The sequence below is a fragment of the Thiomicrospira microaerophila genome, from assembly GCF_023278225.1.
GTDB classification, from domain to species: Bacteria; Pseudomonadota; Gammaproteobacteria; order Thiomicrospirales; family Thiomicrospiraceae; genus Thiomicrospira; species Thiomicrospira microaerophila_A.
In genome coordinates, this window is record NZ_CP070959.1 from 1,256,825 (window position 1) to 1,273,577 (window position 16,753).

Consider the following 16,753-nt stretch of genomic DNA (forward strand, 5'->3'; position numbering starts at 1 on the left):
TTAAGGGAAGACAAAGCTAGGCTAGCTTAAAACTGATAACGCACACCAGCAGTAAAGTTACGCCCGGTGATTGGGGCTTCGTTTTTAAAGAAGCTTTGATGTAAGCGACCATTTTCGTTGGTCAGGTTGCGCCCCTGTAAGAACAAACGCAGGTCTTTGATGTTCGCCGGCGTATAGGCTAAGTCAAAGCCAAGTGTGCCAAAGCCATCAGTCGCGTCTTCCGCTTCCGCTGTTTGGGTTTGTTTAAAGTGATAACGATAATCGACGCTCAATTTAACGTCACTCCAACGGGTGTCTGCGCCTAATCCAACGCGTGGCGGGGTCATGCGCGGCAGATTGCCACCGTCACGTAACTCACCACGCAAATAATCACCGCTGGCACGCAGGGTTAATGGTAGTTGAGTCGCAAGGTCGATCGCACCGCTGAGTTCCACACCATAAAAAACCGCATCATCTTGGGCGTTATAGACCAGTAGTTCACCGTCTGGATCATCTTGTCCATTTTTATTTACACGGCGCGCATTGCCGTTGGCATCCGTGTCGTTTAGATAATAGATAAAGTTATCCACCATATTCACAAACGCCGTCGCTTCATAGCGCAGGCTACCTTGTTGGCGCATCAGACTGACTTCGGTATTTAGGTAGGTTTCTTTGGTTAAATCCGGATTGCCGATCTCAAAAGTACCTGCGGCACCGTGGCGGCCAAAGGCATAAAGCTGTTCCGGGCCGGGCGCGGCCTCAGAGCGACTAATGCCGGCACGAAGCTTGTGCTCGCTGTCCAAGTTAAATAACGCACCCAAAGCAATGCCGGTGTTTAAATAAGATTTCGTGCCAGGATTCGAGTCAAAATTAACTTGACCAATTGAAGGGTTATTAAAGGTTACACTGTCATCCTCAACCGGCGATGACGCTTGCGCTTCAGGCTTAAATTGGTCGTAACCCAGTCTAAAGCCGACTTCAAATTGCCCCCAAGAGGTCGGTCTTTCTTGCATACTAAACACACCGATGGCATTGCGTTCGCTTGGACGAATAAAAAAGCTGTCGCCAGCGGCATCGGCTTCAAATTTTGTTTGGTTGTAATCTAAACCCATCACCCCGATCCAATCCGCAATCGGATCATGGGTCAGCTCCAAGCGAAAATCGAATTCTTGTTGTTTAAAAACCGCTTCTGGTACGCTATCTTTTACGCGATTTTCATACTCAAATTCATCTTGCTTATAGTCTGTGTAAGCAAGACTCAGTCGAGCGGTATTAAACCCCGGCATTGGATCATAGAGTTCACCTTTTAAGTCAAAGCGTTTTGACTCCGCCTCAATGCGATCATAGTCATCAGGATCAGCTTCAGGCACCCCATAGTCACTGGTCCACTGACTAAAACCCAGACCCAAAAAACCGCGCTCACCGGCATACACACCCGTAATCGCTAAGTTGCGGCTTTCAAGATCACTGTTTAACAGTTCATTACGTTTGCCCTCGCCATCAATTGTTTGAAAACCCTTGATAGCGAAGTTGTCGGTGTTGCGATAATCGGCATCTAAACGCACCGCCATTTCCCCGGACACCGGCAACTCCAAGGCCACCCCGCTGCGTCGGTCGTGGCCATTAAGCCCATAAGACGCTTGCAGCACACCATTGGCGCGATCACCGATAATCGGACTAAAACGGCCGGATACCACATTCACCACGCCGCCGGTGGCTCCCGAACCATAGAGTAAGGTGGCGGGGCCGCGAATCACTTCGACTGAATCGGCGCGCAGGGTCGAGCTGGCTACGGCATGGTCGGCACCTTCACCGGACACATCACTGACACGCGCCCCGTCTTCTAACACCGCAACGCGTGAACCCTGCAAGCCACGAATAACCGGGCGCCCCACACCCGGGCCAAAGTCCGCATTGCTAATACCAGGTAAACCATCCAGGGCTTCACCAATCGTACCGGCACGACGCTGTTCCATTTGTTCGCCTTCAATCACCGCGACCGGGCGCACCACTTCGCTCTCTGTTTGACTCATAATCGAACCGGTTTGAATCACTGAAATTCTTTCCAAGCTGGTTATCTGATCGGCTTGAACCGCATTAGAAGTAAGCAAAAAAACACCAGGCGCAGCCAGCGACAGAGATACCACTATTTTTTTAAGTTTAAACGTCATTATTCACCCCATACACATAAGACTAAATTAAAGTACACGATTCATTATAAATAAATTTATTACCAGTTCAACATATATTTAGCCTAGACTAAATATTAACCACCTGGACAAACTAAAACGTTGAACTAGTAGAGCTATTTTATTTTTTAGGTTAAACTAACTTTATAAAAAACGAACATAAAATATATTGAGAACAATGCCTTCTATTTGGTTAATCATTTTTCTATTAATACCAGGCCTATCGGTTGCTCAACCGAGTGTTGTTAGCACCACTAGCCTAGTTCACGATCTGGTGAAAAAAATTGGGGGGGATAAGGTAAATGCTCAAGGCCTAATGGCACCGGACATTGACCCTCACTACTATCGCGCAAGTTTTGGTGATATGCGCAAACTTGCTCGTGCGGACTTGGTTTTTTACAATGGTTTAGGACTTGAAGGACGGATGGAAGAAGTATTGAAAAACTTAAGCGCCATTGCCCCTACCTACCCGCTTAGCGATTTCATTGAGCCAAATTTACTCATTAGCGAAAACGCTATTCCAGATCCACATTTTTGGATGGATGTACGCCTATGGCAACAAGCAGCAAAGGGGGTAGCTGAAACCCTAAGCCATTATTGGCCTGAACACCAAGACAGTTTTAACCAGCATCTTAAGGAGTACCTAACAGAACTCGATGCGCTTCACGATTGGATTCAGCAGCAAGTACAAACCCTTCCAGAAAAACAACGGCTGCTCATTACCGCACATGATGCCTTTGGTTATTATGGCGCGGCTTATGGCATTGAAGTGATCGGCTTACAAGGCATTAATACCACCTCAGAAGTGGGTTTAAAAGATCTACGAATGATGAAAGACCTTATTAAACAGCGTTCAGTGAAAGCGGTATTTGTAGAAGCCAGTGTTCCAGATCGCACTATTAAGTCGCTGATTGCTGGAGTTAAAGCTGAGGGCGGTGAGTTAGCACTGGGCGGCAAACTCTACTCGGATGCGCTGGCGGCTGAACATTCCGAAGCAGGCAATTATATCGGTATGATGCGCCAAAACACACAAACTATTGTAAAGGCTTTACAGTGAATTCAATCGAAACTCATAATTTAAGTTTAGGTTATAACCATATAGTTTTAAAAGAAATAAGCCTTTCACTACCCACAGCTGAACGCATAGCAATTATTGGTCCTAACGGCGCCGGCAAGTCAACTTTTCTTAAAGGACTCATTAACCTTTTGCCTATCCGCCAAGGTGAAGTTTCTTTTTTAGGTAAAACAACGAGTCACCCACCAATTGCTTACGTCCCCCAGCGTGAAGAAGTGGATTGGGATTTTCCAATCAATGTCTATGATGTCGTCATGATGGGTCGCCATGGTTATCTCAAATTTTGGCAGCGGCCAAGTCAAGAAGATCATCAAATTGTTAAACAATGCCTTAAACAAGTTAACATGGAATCCTTCTCTGAACGCCAAATTAGTCAACTGTCCGGTGGGCAACAACAGCGGGTATTTATTGCACGCGCACTCGCCCAGCAAGCCCCGATCACACTGATGGACGAACCTTTTGCAGGGGTCGATATGGCAACGGAAAAAGCGTTGGCAACCTTGTTTTCAAACCTTAAATACCAAGGTCAAACCTTAATCTGTGTGCATCATGATTTAAATAGCTTGCGTGACTATTTTGACTGGGTGGTCATGATTAATCACGGACTGGTTGCTTATGGCCCTATTGAACAACAACTTACGCTCGATAACTTACAACAAACCTTTGACGGTCGCTTGCCGATTCTAGAAAAACTGACTCAATCCACAGCAGACTTATGACAACACTCTGGCAAGATGCAAATTTTATATGGGTAGTCACCGGCACAATCCTGCTGGGGATATCGGCTGCCAGCATTGGCGGCATGGCGGTATTACGTCAACGCGCACTGATTGGGGATGTGCTTGCTCACGCGGCTCTGCCCGGCATTATGGTTGCGTTTATTTTGTTTGAATCAACCCAACCAGGCCTGGTGGTTAGCGCGGCACTTTTCAGTAGTTTACTTGGCTACTATGCCATCAATTTTATGACTCAAAAAAGTAAAATCAAAACCGACACTGCGATGGCGATTGTATTATCGCTTTTTTTTGCACTAGGCTTAATGCTGCTTTCCTATATTCAAGCCTCTCCACTGGAAAATAAAACCGGCCTGGATAAGTTACTTTTTGGTCAAGCTGCGGCCATGACAAGCCAAGAGGTCAAGGGTTTAATTACCATCACACTGATTGCTTTGACTTACCTGGTAGTTAGTTTTCAAAAACTGAGATTGATTAGCTTTGATCCGATTTTTGCCAAAAGCTTAGGGCTGAAAGTCAAATTCTATGAACTCAGCTTTGCATTGGTTCTAGTCTTAACCATTGTGGTTGGACTGCAAATTGTCGGTGTAATACTGATGGCTGCGGCCTTATTAATCCCGATCAGCATCGCACGTTTTTGGTCATCCTCCTTGCCTAGACTCCTCTGGATAGCCGCCCTGTTTGCCGCCGTCAGTGCAGTCTTTAGCACTCAACTTTCTATGCATTGGCCTAACATGCCCACAGGGCCTTGGATGGTCGTCATTCTTGGCCTATTTTTTGGGTTATCCTGGATGATTCGACTATTAAGATCCCGTTTTTATTCATCGGTAACAAAATCTCATGTATGAAATCTGGATTTTAATTACCGCCTCTTTAGTCGCTGCCTCTTGCGCGCTGGTCGGTAGTTTGCTGATTTTACGACGCATGGCTTTGCTGGGAGATGCTATCAGTCACTCTGTATTGTTAGGGATTGTTTTGGTTTACCTGTTATTCGATCAAACCTCCTTGGTTTGGATGCTAACAGGCGCAACGTTGATAGGCTTACTCACCGCATGGCTTAGCCAATTTATCCAACAAAAAACCCATCTTGCCCCTGATGCCAGCTTAGGCCTGGTTTTTACTTGGTTTTTTGCTTTAGCTATCGTATTGATTGCGCTTTATGCCGACCATATCCATCTAGACCATGAACACGTTTTATTCGGCGAAATGGCTTTTATTCCTTTTAACCCGCTAATCATAGATGGCGAAAATTGGGGCCCGAAAGCTTTTTGGTTAGCCGCGTTAGTTTTAACGCTCAATCTGACCATTTTAGTTATTGGTTATCAACGCTTTAAGCTGACCAGTTTTCATCCGGCTTTAGCAACCAGCTTAGGCATTCATACCGTATTTTGGCACTATCTGCTGATGACGATGGTCTCCGTCACTGCTGTAGCCTCATTTGATCTTGTTGGTTCTATTCTTGTTATCGCACTGATGGTTATTCCTGCAGCCAGCGCATACCTTATAGCCAAATCCCTTAAACAAATGATGATTTTTGCGCTAATCTACGCACAATCTTCTGTGTTGATCGGTTTTGGGCTTGCTTGGTGGCTAGATACCTCGCTTTCTGCTTCAATGGCTGTAGCAGCAGGCCTGCTCTTTATTGCAAGCTTTCTTTTAAGGATAAAATGGGGCGCACAAAGCCGATGAAAGGCATCCTTACTAAGTCTTTTTTATCATTTTAGTTTATACTTTAATAATGAGATCTGTAAGGCTTTCGCAATGAGATATATTCTTAAACTATTTATAATTTTTCTGCCTTGGTTTTATAGCCACCCCCTTTCTGCAAGCGATAAAAAAACGCTTAACTTTGGTGTATTTAGCTTTTTAGGCGAAGACGCCACACGAGATAAATTTGAACCGATCGTGGACTACTTGAACCAGCAACTTCAAGACGAATACCTAAAACTCCATGTACTGCCGCATGAGCAATTGCTTGATTCCATTAGACTTGGCAAGATTGATATCGTTGCGACCAACCCGACTCATTTTTTACTAGCTAGACAGCAGTTTAATGTATCTGGTGCCATCGCAACCTTAGTTGAATCCCATCAAGGCGAGCCGGTCTATCAACTAGGTGGAGCAATTATTACTCTGTCCGAACGAACTGACCTTAACCGCATCAGCGACCTAAAAAATCGCCGCATCGGCATTCCTTCTAAATTTAATATGGGCGGCTATCGAACTCAAGCCTATGAATTGCACCAAGCCGGCATAAACCTAACCAAAGGAGTTAGTTTTATCGAACTCGGCACCCATCAGGCGGTGGTTGATGCCGTCATTAGCAAACAAATCGATGCCGGCTTCATTCGAGACGGTGTTCTCGAATCACTTATCCAACAACATAGCATTCCGGCTGACTTGATTAAGGTGCTACAACCTCAACCTCATCCCAATTTTAAACACCAGGTGTCCACTCGGCTCTATCCGGAATGGCCTATTTTTGCGCTTCAACATGTTGAGGAGCGAGCAGTTCGTCATCTCGCTTCAGCACTTTTCTCACTTGAACCTGAGCACCCTGCCGCGCAAAAGGCGGGTATTTATGGTTTTACTATACCTGCTGATTATTTTACAGTTGAAGAACTTGCAAGAGCGCTTAGGCTGCCGCCCTTTGACCAAGCGCCTGACTTCACCTTTGCAGATACTTGGCAACGTTGGAGCAATATATATTGGCTTTTACTGGGCGGTGTGCTTGCCAGTATTTTGTTCACTTTTTTTGTGATCGCCGCGTTAAAGCGAGAAAAAGCAGAACATGCACGCTTTGAGCGACTATTATCGACCCTAGGCGAGGGCGTATATGGTGCAGACCGAGATGGAAAATGTATCTTTATCAACCCCGCCGCACTCCAAATGCTAGGTTTAACCGAAAAAAAACAGGTATTAGGCAAAAATCAACATGATATGTTTCATCACCATTATCCGAATGGTAAAGTCTATCCGCAAGATGAATGCCCCATACAAAAAACCACAGAAGACGGTCAAGTGCGCAGGTCAGAAGAATGGTTTTTCCGCGCTGATGGCGAAGGCTTTCCTGTCAGCTTGGTTGTAACCCCCTTATATGAAAAAAACAAAATAAGCGGCTCTGTGATTGCATTTCAAGACATCACAGAATTAAAAAATTTGCAAAAACAATTGGAAAATCAAGCTCGATTTGACTCATTGACCGGTTTACCAAATCGAGGCTATCTGCTAGAAAATATTCAGAATGAATTCAACCGAATAAAACGCCACCACACCAAAGCCATACTAATTATGGCGGATCTGGATAAATTTAAATCGATTAATGATCAATACGGTCATGCTATTGGTGATCAAGTACTCAAAGATTTTGCACATCTGATGTCAAATAATTTAAGAAAAACTGATATTTTTGGTCGTTTTGGCGGTGAGGAGTTTGTAATATTACTTACAGAAACGGACCTTTATCATGGCAAAATACTTGCCGAGCGACTTCGTCATAATGTAAGTGAGCATGTTGTTAAGGTTGATCAACTGCAAATTAAGTTTACCGTGAGTCTTGGAATGGTTGAACTGAATGCTAAAAGCGAAAACATTGAAACTGCACTCACTTATGCCGATAAAGCCCTTTACCAAGCAAAAAATGCTGGGCGCAATCGTATAGAAATTTACAAATCTAACCTATAAAAAAGCCCTGCATTTACAGGGCTTGGCTAATACCGGATAACAAATTGTTTTACGCTGGGCGCATGTGCGGAAATAGAAGCACATCCTTAATACTGGCTGCATCGGTAAATAGCATGACTAAACGATCAATACCGATTCCCTGCCCCGCTGCCGGTGGCATGCCGTGTTCGAGCGCGGTGATAAAATCCGCATCATAATGCATCGCTTCATCATCACCCGATTCTTTCGCACGAACCTGATCCATAAAACGCTCGGCTTGATCTTCGGCATCGTTGAGTTCCGAGAAACCATTCGCCAATTCACGGCCACCGATAAACAATTCAAACCGATCGGTTACAAACGGATTGGCATCGTTACGACGCGCTAAAGGTGAAACTTCTGCCGGGTATTCGGTGATGAAAGTTGGATCCATTAGACGATGCTCAACGGTTTCTTCAAAGATTTCGGTTTGAATTTTGCCTAAACCATAACCAGGCCTGATGTCTATTTTGAGTTTTTCCGCTAACGAAATGCAATATTCAATATCATCCAAATCTTCAGCCTTTACACCCTCGTTATAAAGCGCAATTGAATCTTTCATCGTAATGCGTGCAAACGGCTTGTCAAAATGGAAAACTTGTCCTTGATACGGCACTTCACCCGAACCCAACACCATTTGCGCCAATTCTTTGAACATTTCTTCAGTGTAATCCATCATGTCGATATAATCGGCATAAGCTTCATAAAACTCAACCATGGTGAATTCGGGATTATGGCGGGTCGATAGGCCTTCGTTACGGAAGTTACGATTGATTTCAAATACCTTTTCAAAGCCCCCGACTAACAAACGCTTGAGATAAAGTTCCGGCGCAATACGTAAAAACAACGGCATATCAAGGGCATTATGATGGGTAACAAACGGCTTGGCGGAAGCACCGCCAGGAATCACTTGCATCATCGGTGTTTCAACTTCCATAAAACCTTTACGCACAAAAAACTCACGCATACCGTGAATCACTTTAGAACGAATTTCAAAGGTTTTGCGGCTTTGTTCTGACATAATCAAATCAAGATAGCGCTGACGATAACGCACTTCTTGGTCTTGTAATCCGTGAAACTTGTCAGGCAATGGGCGTAAAGACTTGGTAATCAATTCAATCGACTCTACATGAATAGAGAGTTCATCGGTATTGGTTTTAAACAGATAGCCACTCACCCCGACGATATCGCCTAAGTCCCATTTTTTAAATTGCTCGTTATAAAAGCCTTCCGGTAATTCATCACGCATTACATACGCCTGAATACGGCCAGACATGTCTTGCAGCGTTGCAAAGCTGGCTTTGCCCATGATTCGACGCAACATCATGCGACCCGCGACCTTAACACGCACCGGCTCCATCGCCGCTAACTCTTCTTTGGTTTTATTGCCATATTCGTTTTGTAAATCCATCGCCAATACATCACGACGAAAGGTATTTGGATAGGCCTGACCGGCTTGACGTAAACCGTCTAGTTTGGCACGACGTTCAGCAATAATTTTGTTTTCGTCTAACTCAGGGGCAGTATTTTGTTCTGACATTTTTATTCCTAGCTAAATAAATTACAAACCGGCTTTTAAGCTGGCTTCAATAAACTGATCAAGATCACCGTCTAACACGGCGCTGGTATTTCCGGTTTCAACCCCGGTTCGCAAGTCTTTAATTCGACCGGAATCCAATACATAAGAGCGGATTTGACTGCCCCAGCCGATATCGGACTTCGAATCTTCTAGCGTTTGTTTTTCGCTGTTACGCTTTTGCATCTCCAGCTCATAAAGTTTCGCACGTAGCTGCTTAAAGGCCTCATCTTTGTTTTGATGTTGCGAGCGCCCGTTTTGACATTGCACCACGGTATTGGTTGGCAAGTGGGTGATACGCACGGCAGATTCGGTTTTGTTAACGTGCTGACCACCGGCACCACTGGCGCGATACACATCAATCCGCAAGTCGGCCGGATTAATATCAATCTCGACGTTATCATCGACTTCTGGCGAGATAAATACCGATGCAAACGAGGTATGACGACGATTGCCTGAGTCAAACGGTGATTTTCGCACTAAACGATGCACCCCGGTTTCGGTACGCATCCAGCCATAAGCATAGTCACCCACTACATGAATCGTCGCACCTTTTATGCCGGCGACATCGCCATCCGACACCTCAAGCACGTCGGCTTTAAAGCCCTTGTCTTCAATCCAGCGCAAATACATCCGCAATAACATGCTGGCCCAGTCTTGAGCCTCTGTGCCACCTGAACCAGATTGAATTTCAAGGTAACAGTTATTGGCATCCATCTCACCGGAAAACATGCGTTGAAACTCAAGTTCATCTAGCTTGGCTTGCAGATCCTTCAGCTCGGTTTCCACTTCATCAACCATCGCTTGATCCTGGTCTGCCTCAGCCATTTCAAGTAACTCTTTACAGGCCTCTAGACCACCGGCCAAGTCATCCAGCGTGCCGACAATTTTATCAAGCTGGACCTTTTCTTTGCCTAAGGCTTGCGCACGTTCAGGATTATCCCAAATTTTAGGGTCTTCAAGCTCTCGCCCAACCTCCACTAAACGCTCGGCTTTGCTCTCATAGTCAAAGATACCCCCTAAGCACTTGACTTCGGGCGCTATAATCTTCAATTCGATTGTAAATCGGGTTTAATTCCATATCCATTTCACATCAAAATTTAAACCGCGAATCATAGCACTTTTCGGTTATTTTGTCCTAAAGGATTACGTCTGTCCGGCCGATAACTTAATTGATACGAAGGTAAAATAGATTAAAATTATAATTAAAGCTTCCAAGCCACCAGAAACAGGAGAGTACCATGCCCATTCAATCGATTGATTCAGGTGCGAATGCCTATCAACGCAATACACCCATTGAGACAAATACTAAGTCAAAACAAACTCAAGACAAGCAAGGCCTAAAAGTTGAAATTGGCGGTGTTGAGCAACAAGCTTCAAAAGAAACCTTAAAAATCCAAGCTCAAGCCAGTATTATTCAACACCTATTTGGTGAGGGTGCACCCAAGGATCAAAACGCATTAAAAATCCTGTTTCAAGAAGCCATAGATAAAATTAACCAAGCACTTGAAGCTGATTTGGGACCTAACGCGATTAGTGCCGAAAAATTAGCTGAACAAGGCGGCATGGAATACTGGTCGCCTGAAAATACCGCCGGTCGAATCGTTCAGGGCACCACTGCTTTTTTCGAAGCCTTTAAACAATCCAACCCTAACCTTGAAGGTGAAGCGCTGCTCGATCGTTTCTTGAGCGTCATTGGGGGGGGAATTGAGTCCGGCTTCAAAGATGCCACCGATATGCTAAAAGGCTTTGGCGTTTTCGAAGGCAGTGTCAAAGACAACGCTGAAAAAACCTATGAGTTGGCGCAAAAAGGATTGCAAGACTTTAGAGAACAGCAAATGGAAAAAATGGGGTTGACATCAAAATCTGAATAAACGGATGGTTACGAAGTAAAAATAAACTGACCTTTTAATGGTCAGTTTATTTCACAATTAACGAATCAATAACATAGACTTGTGACTATGCATCAACATTTTTAGCGTAAAACTACCAAAAAACAGTTTATGCAACGCGCCATGACTAAACGCGCCCATCACCGTTAAATCAATATCATGAGTCGCTTGATAGTTAATTAATGCCGTTTGTGCATCACCACTTAACAAGGCGGTTTTGTAATGCCGCCCTGAACGCTTTAACGCCACTTCCGCTGCCTCTAAAATAGGCTGTCCAATAGATGATTTGTCATTCACATGCACTAGATGAATTTCCATCTCAGCATACAGAGGACTTTCACAAACAAACTTTAAGGCCTGACGTGCCGCATCAGTATCGTTATACGCCAACATAAGACTTTTAGGCTCGACATACGCCCCGTTCACAATATAAATCGGCTTATGCAAAGCACGAATGGTCGCTTCCAACTGCGCGCCTATCGCTTGCTCTTGGTTACCATGGTCTTCACCGCGCAGACCAATCACCAATACACGGATTTCATTCTCAACCCCTTGCAAGGCGTCAGACAAATCACCATGACGTTGTTTGGTGATTATTTCTTTAGATAGCTTATTTTTTAACCGCTGCTTTTGTGTTTCAAGCATTTGCTTGCCTTCAGCAATTAAACGCTTACTTTCAGTTCGCTCTTCTTCAGACAGCTCTAGCATCAAATTTTCGCGCATATTAGGTGTAAAACTAGCAGAACGATCTGTCTTGTCCAATAACAACCCATGTTCAATAGTATGCATTAACTCTAGCGGTGAGTTCACTTTCTGCGCAATCCAAGCGGCGGTATCGACCACGGCATTCGTCATCGTTGAACCATCAATACAGGCCATGACCCACTTTTGTTCTAAGGCTTCCATTTAGTGTCCCCCCATCAGTTTTTCGACTTTTTTCGGATCATTATGCACCGCATACTTATCAACTAGACTGGCGCTGGCCGCATTCAAACCCACCACCTCAACATCAGCGCCTTCACGGCGTAATTTAATCACCACCTTGTCCAAGGCATAAACCGCACTGATATCCCAAAAGTGAGCGCGATGAACGTCAATCACCACCTTGTCCACCGCTTCTTTAAAATCAAAATGGCCAATAAACTTATCGGCTGAGTTAAAAAACACCTGACCGACCACAGTATAGGTTCGCGTATCGCTCGCTTCGTCATACGACTTTTCAATCGCCATAAACTGGGTCATGCGATAGGCCATAAACAAGGCAGCGATCACCACACCTGAGATAACGCCAAACGCCAAGTTATGCGTCCAGACGGTAATAATCACCGTGGCCAGCATCACAATGGTCGCTGAAAACGGGTTGGTGCGCATTTCAGGAATCGAAGTCCAGCTAAAGGTACCAATCGACACCATAATCATAATCGCCACCAAGGCCGCCATCGGCACCAAGGATAAATAGTCCGACACAAACACCACAAAGACTAATAATGCCGCCCCAGCGACAAAGGTTGAAAGCCGCCCTCGTCCACCGGACTTCACGTTAATCACCGATTGACCGATCATCGCACAACCAGCCATACCGCCGGTAAAGCTGGACGCAATATTTGCTACACCCTGACCCTTACATTCACGCGCCTTGTCAGAATCGGTATCGGTCATCTCGTCAATCACCTGTGCGGTCATTAATGACTCTAACAACCCCACAATCGCAATCGCGACCGAATAGGGCAATATAATCCATAGGGTGTCTAAATTAAACGGGACATCCGGAATTAAAAACACTGGAATCGAATCCGGTAAATCGCCCATATCACCAATCGTTCGGACATCAATTCCCATCGCCAACACCAATGCGGTTAACACAATAATCACCACCAAAGGCGAGGGAATCATCTGACCGATTTTGGGGATATATGGAAACAAATAGACAATCAGCAAACCGAATGCCGTAAGAGCATACACATGCCAAGTCACATTGGTTAACTCAGGTAATTGCGACATAAAAATCAAAATCGCCAAGGCGTTTAAAAAACCGACCATCACCGAACGTGAAATAAAACTGGTAAAACGATCCATCCGCAGATAACCTGCCAAAATCTGTAAGATCCCGGCTAACACCCCAGCCGCGAGCAAATACTCCAACCCATGGTCTTTTACCAAGTTAATCATCAACAAGGCGGTCGCGGCCGTCGCGGCTGAAATCATACCCGGACGCCCACCGACAATCGCAATCACCACCGCAATCGTAAACGAGGCATACAAACCGACTTTAGGGTCAACACCGGCGATAATCGAGAAGGCAATCGCTTCGGGAATTAACGCCAAGGCAACAACAATACCGGCTAGCACGTCACCACGGACATTGCCCAACCAGTCTTTCTTTTTTTGAGATAACAACATAGCCTATCCGGAATAATTATAAGTTTTTATCTATAAATCAAATACTTAAAGGGAGGATTTTACAAGATAATGAACTTAACGTGAAAAAGTAAGTTAAAAAATATATTTAGAACTGTGCGAATTATAGAGTAAGGGAATTAGAATTACAAACAGCCTGCCCAGAGAGAACAGGCTTGCTCGAAGTTAAAATTAATTTAAGTGTTTATCAGCAATTGCACGCAAATGATTCACCACCAGGCCTGCTTCTAACGCATAACCCAACGCACGCTGCAACCTTATCGGTGCAGAACGCCCCATAGACTGATGCTGTGGATCACCTTCAAACGCTTTTTTCAAGCCGGCCATTAATTTAACCCGATCTTGCTGATGGTTGGTTAACCAATCCTGGATTTTTAACACATCTTCAGCCACATTATTCATTAACTCAGTATGATGTTGTGCCAACTCAGCTACATTGCCCCCTACTTCTAAACCCGCTATATTAGTGGTTAGGATATATAAGTTCTTGAGAACCAGCTCGAACTCCAAGGCTTCTTCAGTTTCAACAATAAAACTCGGTAAACCCAGTGTTGCTAAGGCTTCAGAAACCAAGGAGGCTTTTGGACCAAAAACCGGTGACGGAATCACCACTTTTGAATCCATGCCTTTTTTCTTTTCAAACCAAACAGAAATCACCGTTGGGCGATCAAATGAATGGGCACGCCAGTCCCTTGGTAACAACTCATTTTGTATAAGTACCACCTTTTGCTTCCACTCATCAGGTACCTCGGTCAACAAAGAATGAATATCCGCCTCACCCACCGCGATCACCACCGCTTCAGGCTTGACCAACCCGACAAGCTTCTGCATGGAATCGCCACGATTCACAGGCACCACACTATAACCCAATTTCAAAAAACCACGTGCAAACACACTGCCTAACTCACCTAAACCCACAACAACAACTGTTTTAATCATTTTTCTTTTCCTGTATTGCTTTAAAATGTAACCATCGATAACCAACAGTTTAAACAGCTTTTATAGGAGACGCAATGGACAAACCTCGCCCGCCTTTTACTTGGCATTACTATGTGATGGCGCTGGGTGCTTTAGCCGCACTGATGGCGCTGACGCTTGGCGCATGGGGTTCTTTAGTTAGTGCGGTTGGATTTGCGGTTTTAGCCCACCCGGTCATCCGTTTTAGTGGCCCGACGCGCGCAGTGTTTTTATTGATCTTTGCCACCATGTATGTTTTTGCATTTCCTGATCCGGAGGTGGTGCGCGCGATGATGACTTCAAATGGATGAAAGCCGCCCCATCTAACCCCAGTCTGTTAAAATGCCAAGCATTAAAATTAAATGTTTGGCGCTAGCATGATAAAACCACCCCGTATTGTTCAACGTTCTTTTAACTCAAACGTTTACGAATCCGCACTTTCATTGGGTCTTACCCCTCTGCAGGCCAAACTGGTCGCTCAGCGGCTTGACTCAAACGAACGTCTAAACGAAACCCTGTTTCCACAACTTAAATATTTACAACATCCCAACCAGCTTAAAAATGCACAACAAGCCGCTGAACTCATCGCGGATGCGATTCAAAGCCAAGGCGTGATTGTGTTAGCAACGGATTACGATACCGACGGGGTAACCTCAGCATGGGTCGCACATCGTGCTCTACTTGATTACTTTAAGGTTGAAAAGTCACGCTTAATTCATCTCATCGGTGAACGTAAAAACGGTTACGGAATCACCGATGAAATGTGTGACCAGATTTTAGCCCTAGAGCAGCCCGTCAATCTTGTCATCTCAGCCGATCAAGGCTCAAGCGATGAACCACGCATCGCCAGACTTGCGCAAGCCGGCATTCGCGTCTGCGTTACAGATCACCATAATATTCCTGAAGACGGACCGCCTGTCAGTGCTAGCTGTACTGTCAATCCACAGCAGAGCGATTGCGAGTATGACAAAACTATTGCAGGCTGCTTCGTTATTTTTTTGGTCATGACGCAAGTGCGTCAGGTTTTGATTCAACGTGGTATCCTTCCCGCTGATAGTCCCAGCTTAAAAGCCCTGACTCGCCATGTCGCATTAGGCACCATTGCAGATAGTGTAAGCTTAAAAAGCCCAAATAATCGAGCTATCGTTCTGGCTGGACTCCAGCAGATTAACCAGTTTGATCAACCGACTTGGCAGGCATTTCGTCAGTTTAACGATAATAATAACTTACCCTACAACGCAGAATTTCTAGCCTTTCATGTTGCGTCACGCATTAACGCCGCAAGTCGCGTCAATGATGTCACCAGCGCGTTTCATTTTCTAAATGCCGATAATCTTGAAGAAGCCAAGCACCACCTTGCTCAGCTTGAAGCTGATAATTTAGAACGTCGGCAACAGCAGGAAGCCATGATGCAACAGGCTTTTGACAAGGCGGCTGAACTTTACCACCCAGAACGCTTCAGCTTAGCGATTGCACTGGAAGGTAATGCCGGAATTCAAGGTATTATTGCCAGTCGAATCGGTGAAAAATATGGCTTGCCAACCGTGGCGATGACTGACTTAAATGATGGCACACTAGCGGGAAGTGGCCGTGGGGTGGTGCCTGAAATCGACCTAATCCAAGCTTTTAATCAAATTGAAAGCCAACAACCGGGTATCTTTATCGCCAAGGGAGGCCATAAAGGTGCTGCCGGATGTCAGATTAAACGAGAAGACTACCTAGCTTTTGCCGAGTTACTTGAACAGGCCGTAAAGCAGCAATTAGGCGATGCGATCCCAAGCCCAGTCATTGAAACCGATGGTCAACTCGATGCAGCGCTACTTGGATTAGACCTCATCTCTCAGCTAGAACAGCTAGAACCCTATGGTCGCGAATGGCCACAGCCACAATTTGAAGGGCGCTTTAAAATTATTGATTTGAAAGTAATTGGAAAAACCCAAACCCACTTGTCACTGACCCTGATACCCGAAAACGCCAATTTTACTGTTAAAGCTGTTTATTTTGGCGCCTTATCTCAGCCTGATTCACCCCTTCCTTTTTTGCACGAAGACTGGATTTATTGCGTATTTCAACCAAAAATCAATCGTTATATGAACAAAGACAGCTTACAACTCATGCTTCAACATGCCTATAAACTCGATTAAGCCTTGAGGTTCAATACCCTGTTTGCAGTATTGAACCCACTCTATGCTGCTATTTTTCGAGCTGTAGAGACGTTAGTAAAGCGCTGA

At 44.9% G+C, this 16,753-nt stretch carries 14 protein-coding genes; 8 read left to right on the forward strand and 6 right to left on the reverse strand.

Going from position 1 to position 16,753, the window contains the following annotated elements; genetic code table 11:
- Positions 1-26: 26 nt before the first annotated feature.
- A complete protein-coding gene (locus JX580_RS06170; RefSeq protein ID WP_248849685.1) occupies positions 27-2,150 on the reverse strand; it encodes a TonB-dependent receptor in 2,124 nt (707 codons plus the stop codon).
- Positions 2,151-2,346: 196 nt separating this feature from the next.
- On the opposite strand from JX580_RS06170, the gene JX580_RS06175 reads away from it, so the two are divergent.
- The 5 genes from JX580_RS06175 to JX580_RS06195 all read left to right on the forward strand — a co-directional run bounded on the left by JX580_RS06175 (position 2,347) and on the right by JX580_RS06195 (position 7,661).
- Complete coding sequence (locus tag JX580_RS06175; protein ID WP_248849686.1) at positions 2,347-3,225, forward strand: metal ABC transporter solute-binding protein, Zn/Mn family; 879 nt, start codon at positions 2,347-2,349, stop codon at positions 3,223-3,225.
- Positions 3,222-3,962 (forward strand): metal ABC transporter ATP-binding protein, encoded by a 741-nt coding sequence (locus JX580_RS06180; protein WP_248849687.1) that lies wholly within the window; start codon positions 3,222-3,224, stop codon positions 3,960-3,962. Before JX580_RS06175 ends, JX580_RS06180 begins: the two co-directional genes overlap by 4 nt.
- Positions 3,959-4,825 (forward strand): metal ABC transporter permease, encoded by an 867-nt coding sequence (locus JX580_RS06185; protein WP_248849688.1) that lies wholly within the window; start codon positions 3,959-3,961, stop codon positions 4,823-4,825. The genes JX580_RS06180 and JX580_RS06185 overlap by 4 nt, the downstream gene beginning before the upstream one ends.
- Positions 4,818-5,666, forward strand: a complete 849-nt coding sequence (locus JX580_RS06190) for a metal ABC transporter permease (RefSeq protein ID WP_248849689.1) — start codon at positions 4,818-4,820, stop codon at positions 5,664-5,666. The genes JX580_RS06185 and JX580_RS06190 overlap by 8 nt, the downstream gene beginning before the upstream one ends.
- A 72-nt stretch (positions 5,667-5,738) precedes the next feature.
- On the forward strand, positions 5,739-7,661 hold the full coding sequence (locus tag JX580_RS06195) for a diguanylate cyclase (protein WP_248849690.1): 1,923 nt from the start codon (positions 5,739-5,741) through the stop codon (positions 7,659-7,661).
- Positions 7,662-7,710: 49 nt separating this feature from the next.
- On the opposite strand, the gene lysS is transcribed toward JX580_RS06195, so the two are convergent.
- Entirely contained in the window at positions 7,711-9,219 is a 1,509-nt protein-coding gene (gene lysS, locus JX580_RS06200; RefSeq protein WP_248849691.1) for a lysine--tRNA ligase, read from the reverse strand.
- Positions 9,220-9,240: 21 nt separating this feature from the next.
- Positions 9,241-10,336, reverse strand: a protein-coding gene (gene prfB / locus JX580_RS06205) for a peptide chain release factor 2 (RefSeq protein ID WP_248851889.1) whose coding sequence is annotated in 2 segments (ribosomal slippage) — positions 9,241-10,263 and positions 10,265-10,336 — 1,095 coding nt in all. Because the reading frame shifts where the segments join, the coding sequence is not laid out codon by codon here.
- 160 nt (positions 10,337-10,496) lie between these two features.
- Between prfB and JX580_RS06210 the strand changes: the two genes are divergently transcribed.
- Positions 10,497-11,129: a DUF5610 domain-containing protein gene (locus tag JX580_RS06210; protein WP_248849692.1), complete on the forward strand. Its 633-nt coding sequence runs from the start codon at positions 10,497-10,499 to the stop codon at positions 11,127-11,129.
- 57 nt (positions 11,130-11,186) lie between these two features.
- Here the strand turns inward: JX580_RS06210 and JX580_RS06215 are convergent, their stop codons facing one another.
- The 3 genes from JX580_RS06215 to JX580_RS06225 form a co-directional block, all read right to left on the reverse strand.
- Entirely contained in the window at positions 11,187-12,053 is an 867-nt protein-coding gene (locus JX580_RS06215) for a universal stress protein (RefSeq protein ID WP_248849693.1), read from the reverse strand.
- Positions 12,054-13,547 (reverse strand): SulP family inorganic anion transporter, encoded by a 1,494-nt coding sequence (locus JX580_RS06220; RefSeq protein WP_283103570.1) that lies wholly within the window; start codon positions 13,545-13,547, stop codon positions 12,054-12,056.
- A 189-nt stretch (positions 13,548-13,736) separates the two neighbouring features.
- Positions 13,737-14,504 carry a hypothetical protein gene (locus JX580_RS06225; RefSeq protein WP_248849694.1) on the reverse strand — a complete coding sequence of 256 codons (768 nt, stop codon included), beginning with the start codon at positions 14,502-14,504 and terminating at the stop codon, positions 13,737-13,739.
- A gap of 74 nt (positions 14,505-14,578) precedes the next feature.
- Between JX580_RS06225 and JX580_RS06230 the strand changes: the two genes are divergently transcribed.
- Together JX580_RS06230 and JX580_RS06235 are read left to right on the forward strand one after the other, a co-directional pair.
- The gene (locus JX580_RS06230) at positions 14,579-14,833 is read left to right on the forward strand and encodes a hypothetical protein (RefSeq protein ID WP_248849695.1); all 255 of its coding nucleotides are present in this window, start codon (positions 14,579-14,581) and stop codon (positions 14,831-14,833) included.
- A 66-nt stretch (positions 14,834-14,899) separates the two neighbouring features.
- Positions 14,900-16,666, forward strand: coding sequence for a single-stranded-DNA-specific exonuclease RecJ (locus JX580_RS06235; protein WP_248849696.1), 1,767 nt, complete (start codon positions 14,900-14,902; stop codon positions 16,664-16,666).
- Positions 16,667-16,753: the final 87 nt, after the last annotated feature.

What these genes read in the sequence shown, in the direction of transcription:
- JX580_RS06195 (WP_248849690.1), top strand. Translation starts at nt 5,739, where the DNA reads ATGAGATATATTCTTAAACTATTTATAATTTTTCTGCCTTGGTTTTAT.
- JX580_RS06175 (WP_248849686.1), top strand. Translation starts at nt 2,347, where the DNA reads ATGCCTTCTATTTGGTTAATCATTTTTCTATTAATACCAGGCCTATCG.
- JX580_RS06235 (WP_248849696.1), top strand. Translation starts at nt 14,900, where the DNA reads ATGATAAAACCACCCCGTATTGTTCAACGTTCTTTTAACTCAAACGTT.
- JX580_RS06215 (WP_248849693.1), bottom strand. Translation starts at nt 12,053, where the DNA reads ATGGAAGCCTTAGAACAAAAGTGGGTCATGGCCTGTATTGATGGTTCA.
- JX580_RS06230 (WP_248849695.1), top strand. Translation starts at nt 14,579, where the DNA reads ATGGACAAACCTCGCCCGCCTTTTACTTGGCATTACTATGTGATGGCG.
- JX580_RS06190 (WP_248849689.1), top strand. Translation starts at nt 4,818, where the DNA reads ATGTATGAAATCTGGATTTTAATTACCGCCTCTTTAGTCGCTGCCTCT.
- JX580_RS06220 (WP_283103570.1), bottom strand. Translation starts at nt 13,547, where the DNA reads ATGTTGTTATCTCAAAAAAAGAAAGACTGGTTGGGCAATGTCCGTGGT.
- lysS (WP_248849691.1), bottom strand. Translation starts at nt 9,219, where the DNA reads ATGTCAGAACAAAATACTGCCCCTGAGTTAGACGAAAACAAAATTATT.
- JX580_RS06210 (WP_248849692.1), top strand. Translation starts at nt 10,497, where the DNA reads ATGCCCATTCAATCGATTGATTCAGGTGCGAATGCCTATCAACGCAAT.
- JX580_RS06170 (WP_248849685.1), bottom strand. Translation starts at nt 2,150, where the DNA reads ATGACGTTTAAACTTAAAAAAATAGTGGTATCTCTGTCGCTGGCTGCG.
- JX580_RS06185 (WP_248849688.1), top strand. Translation starts at nt 3,959, where the DNA reads ATGACAACACTCTGGCAAGATGCAAATTTTATATGGGTAGTCACCGGC.
- JX580_RS06225 (WP_248849694.1), bottom strand. Translation starts at nt 14,504, where the DNA reads ATGATTAAAACAGTTGTTGTTGTGGGTTTAGGTGAGTTAGGCAGTGTG.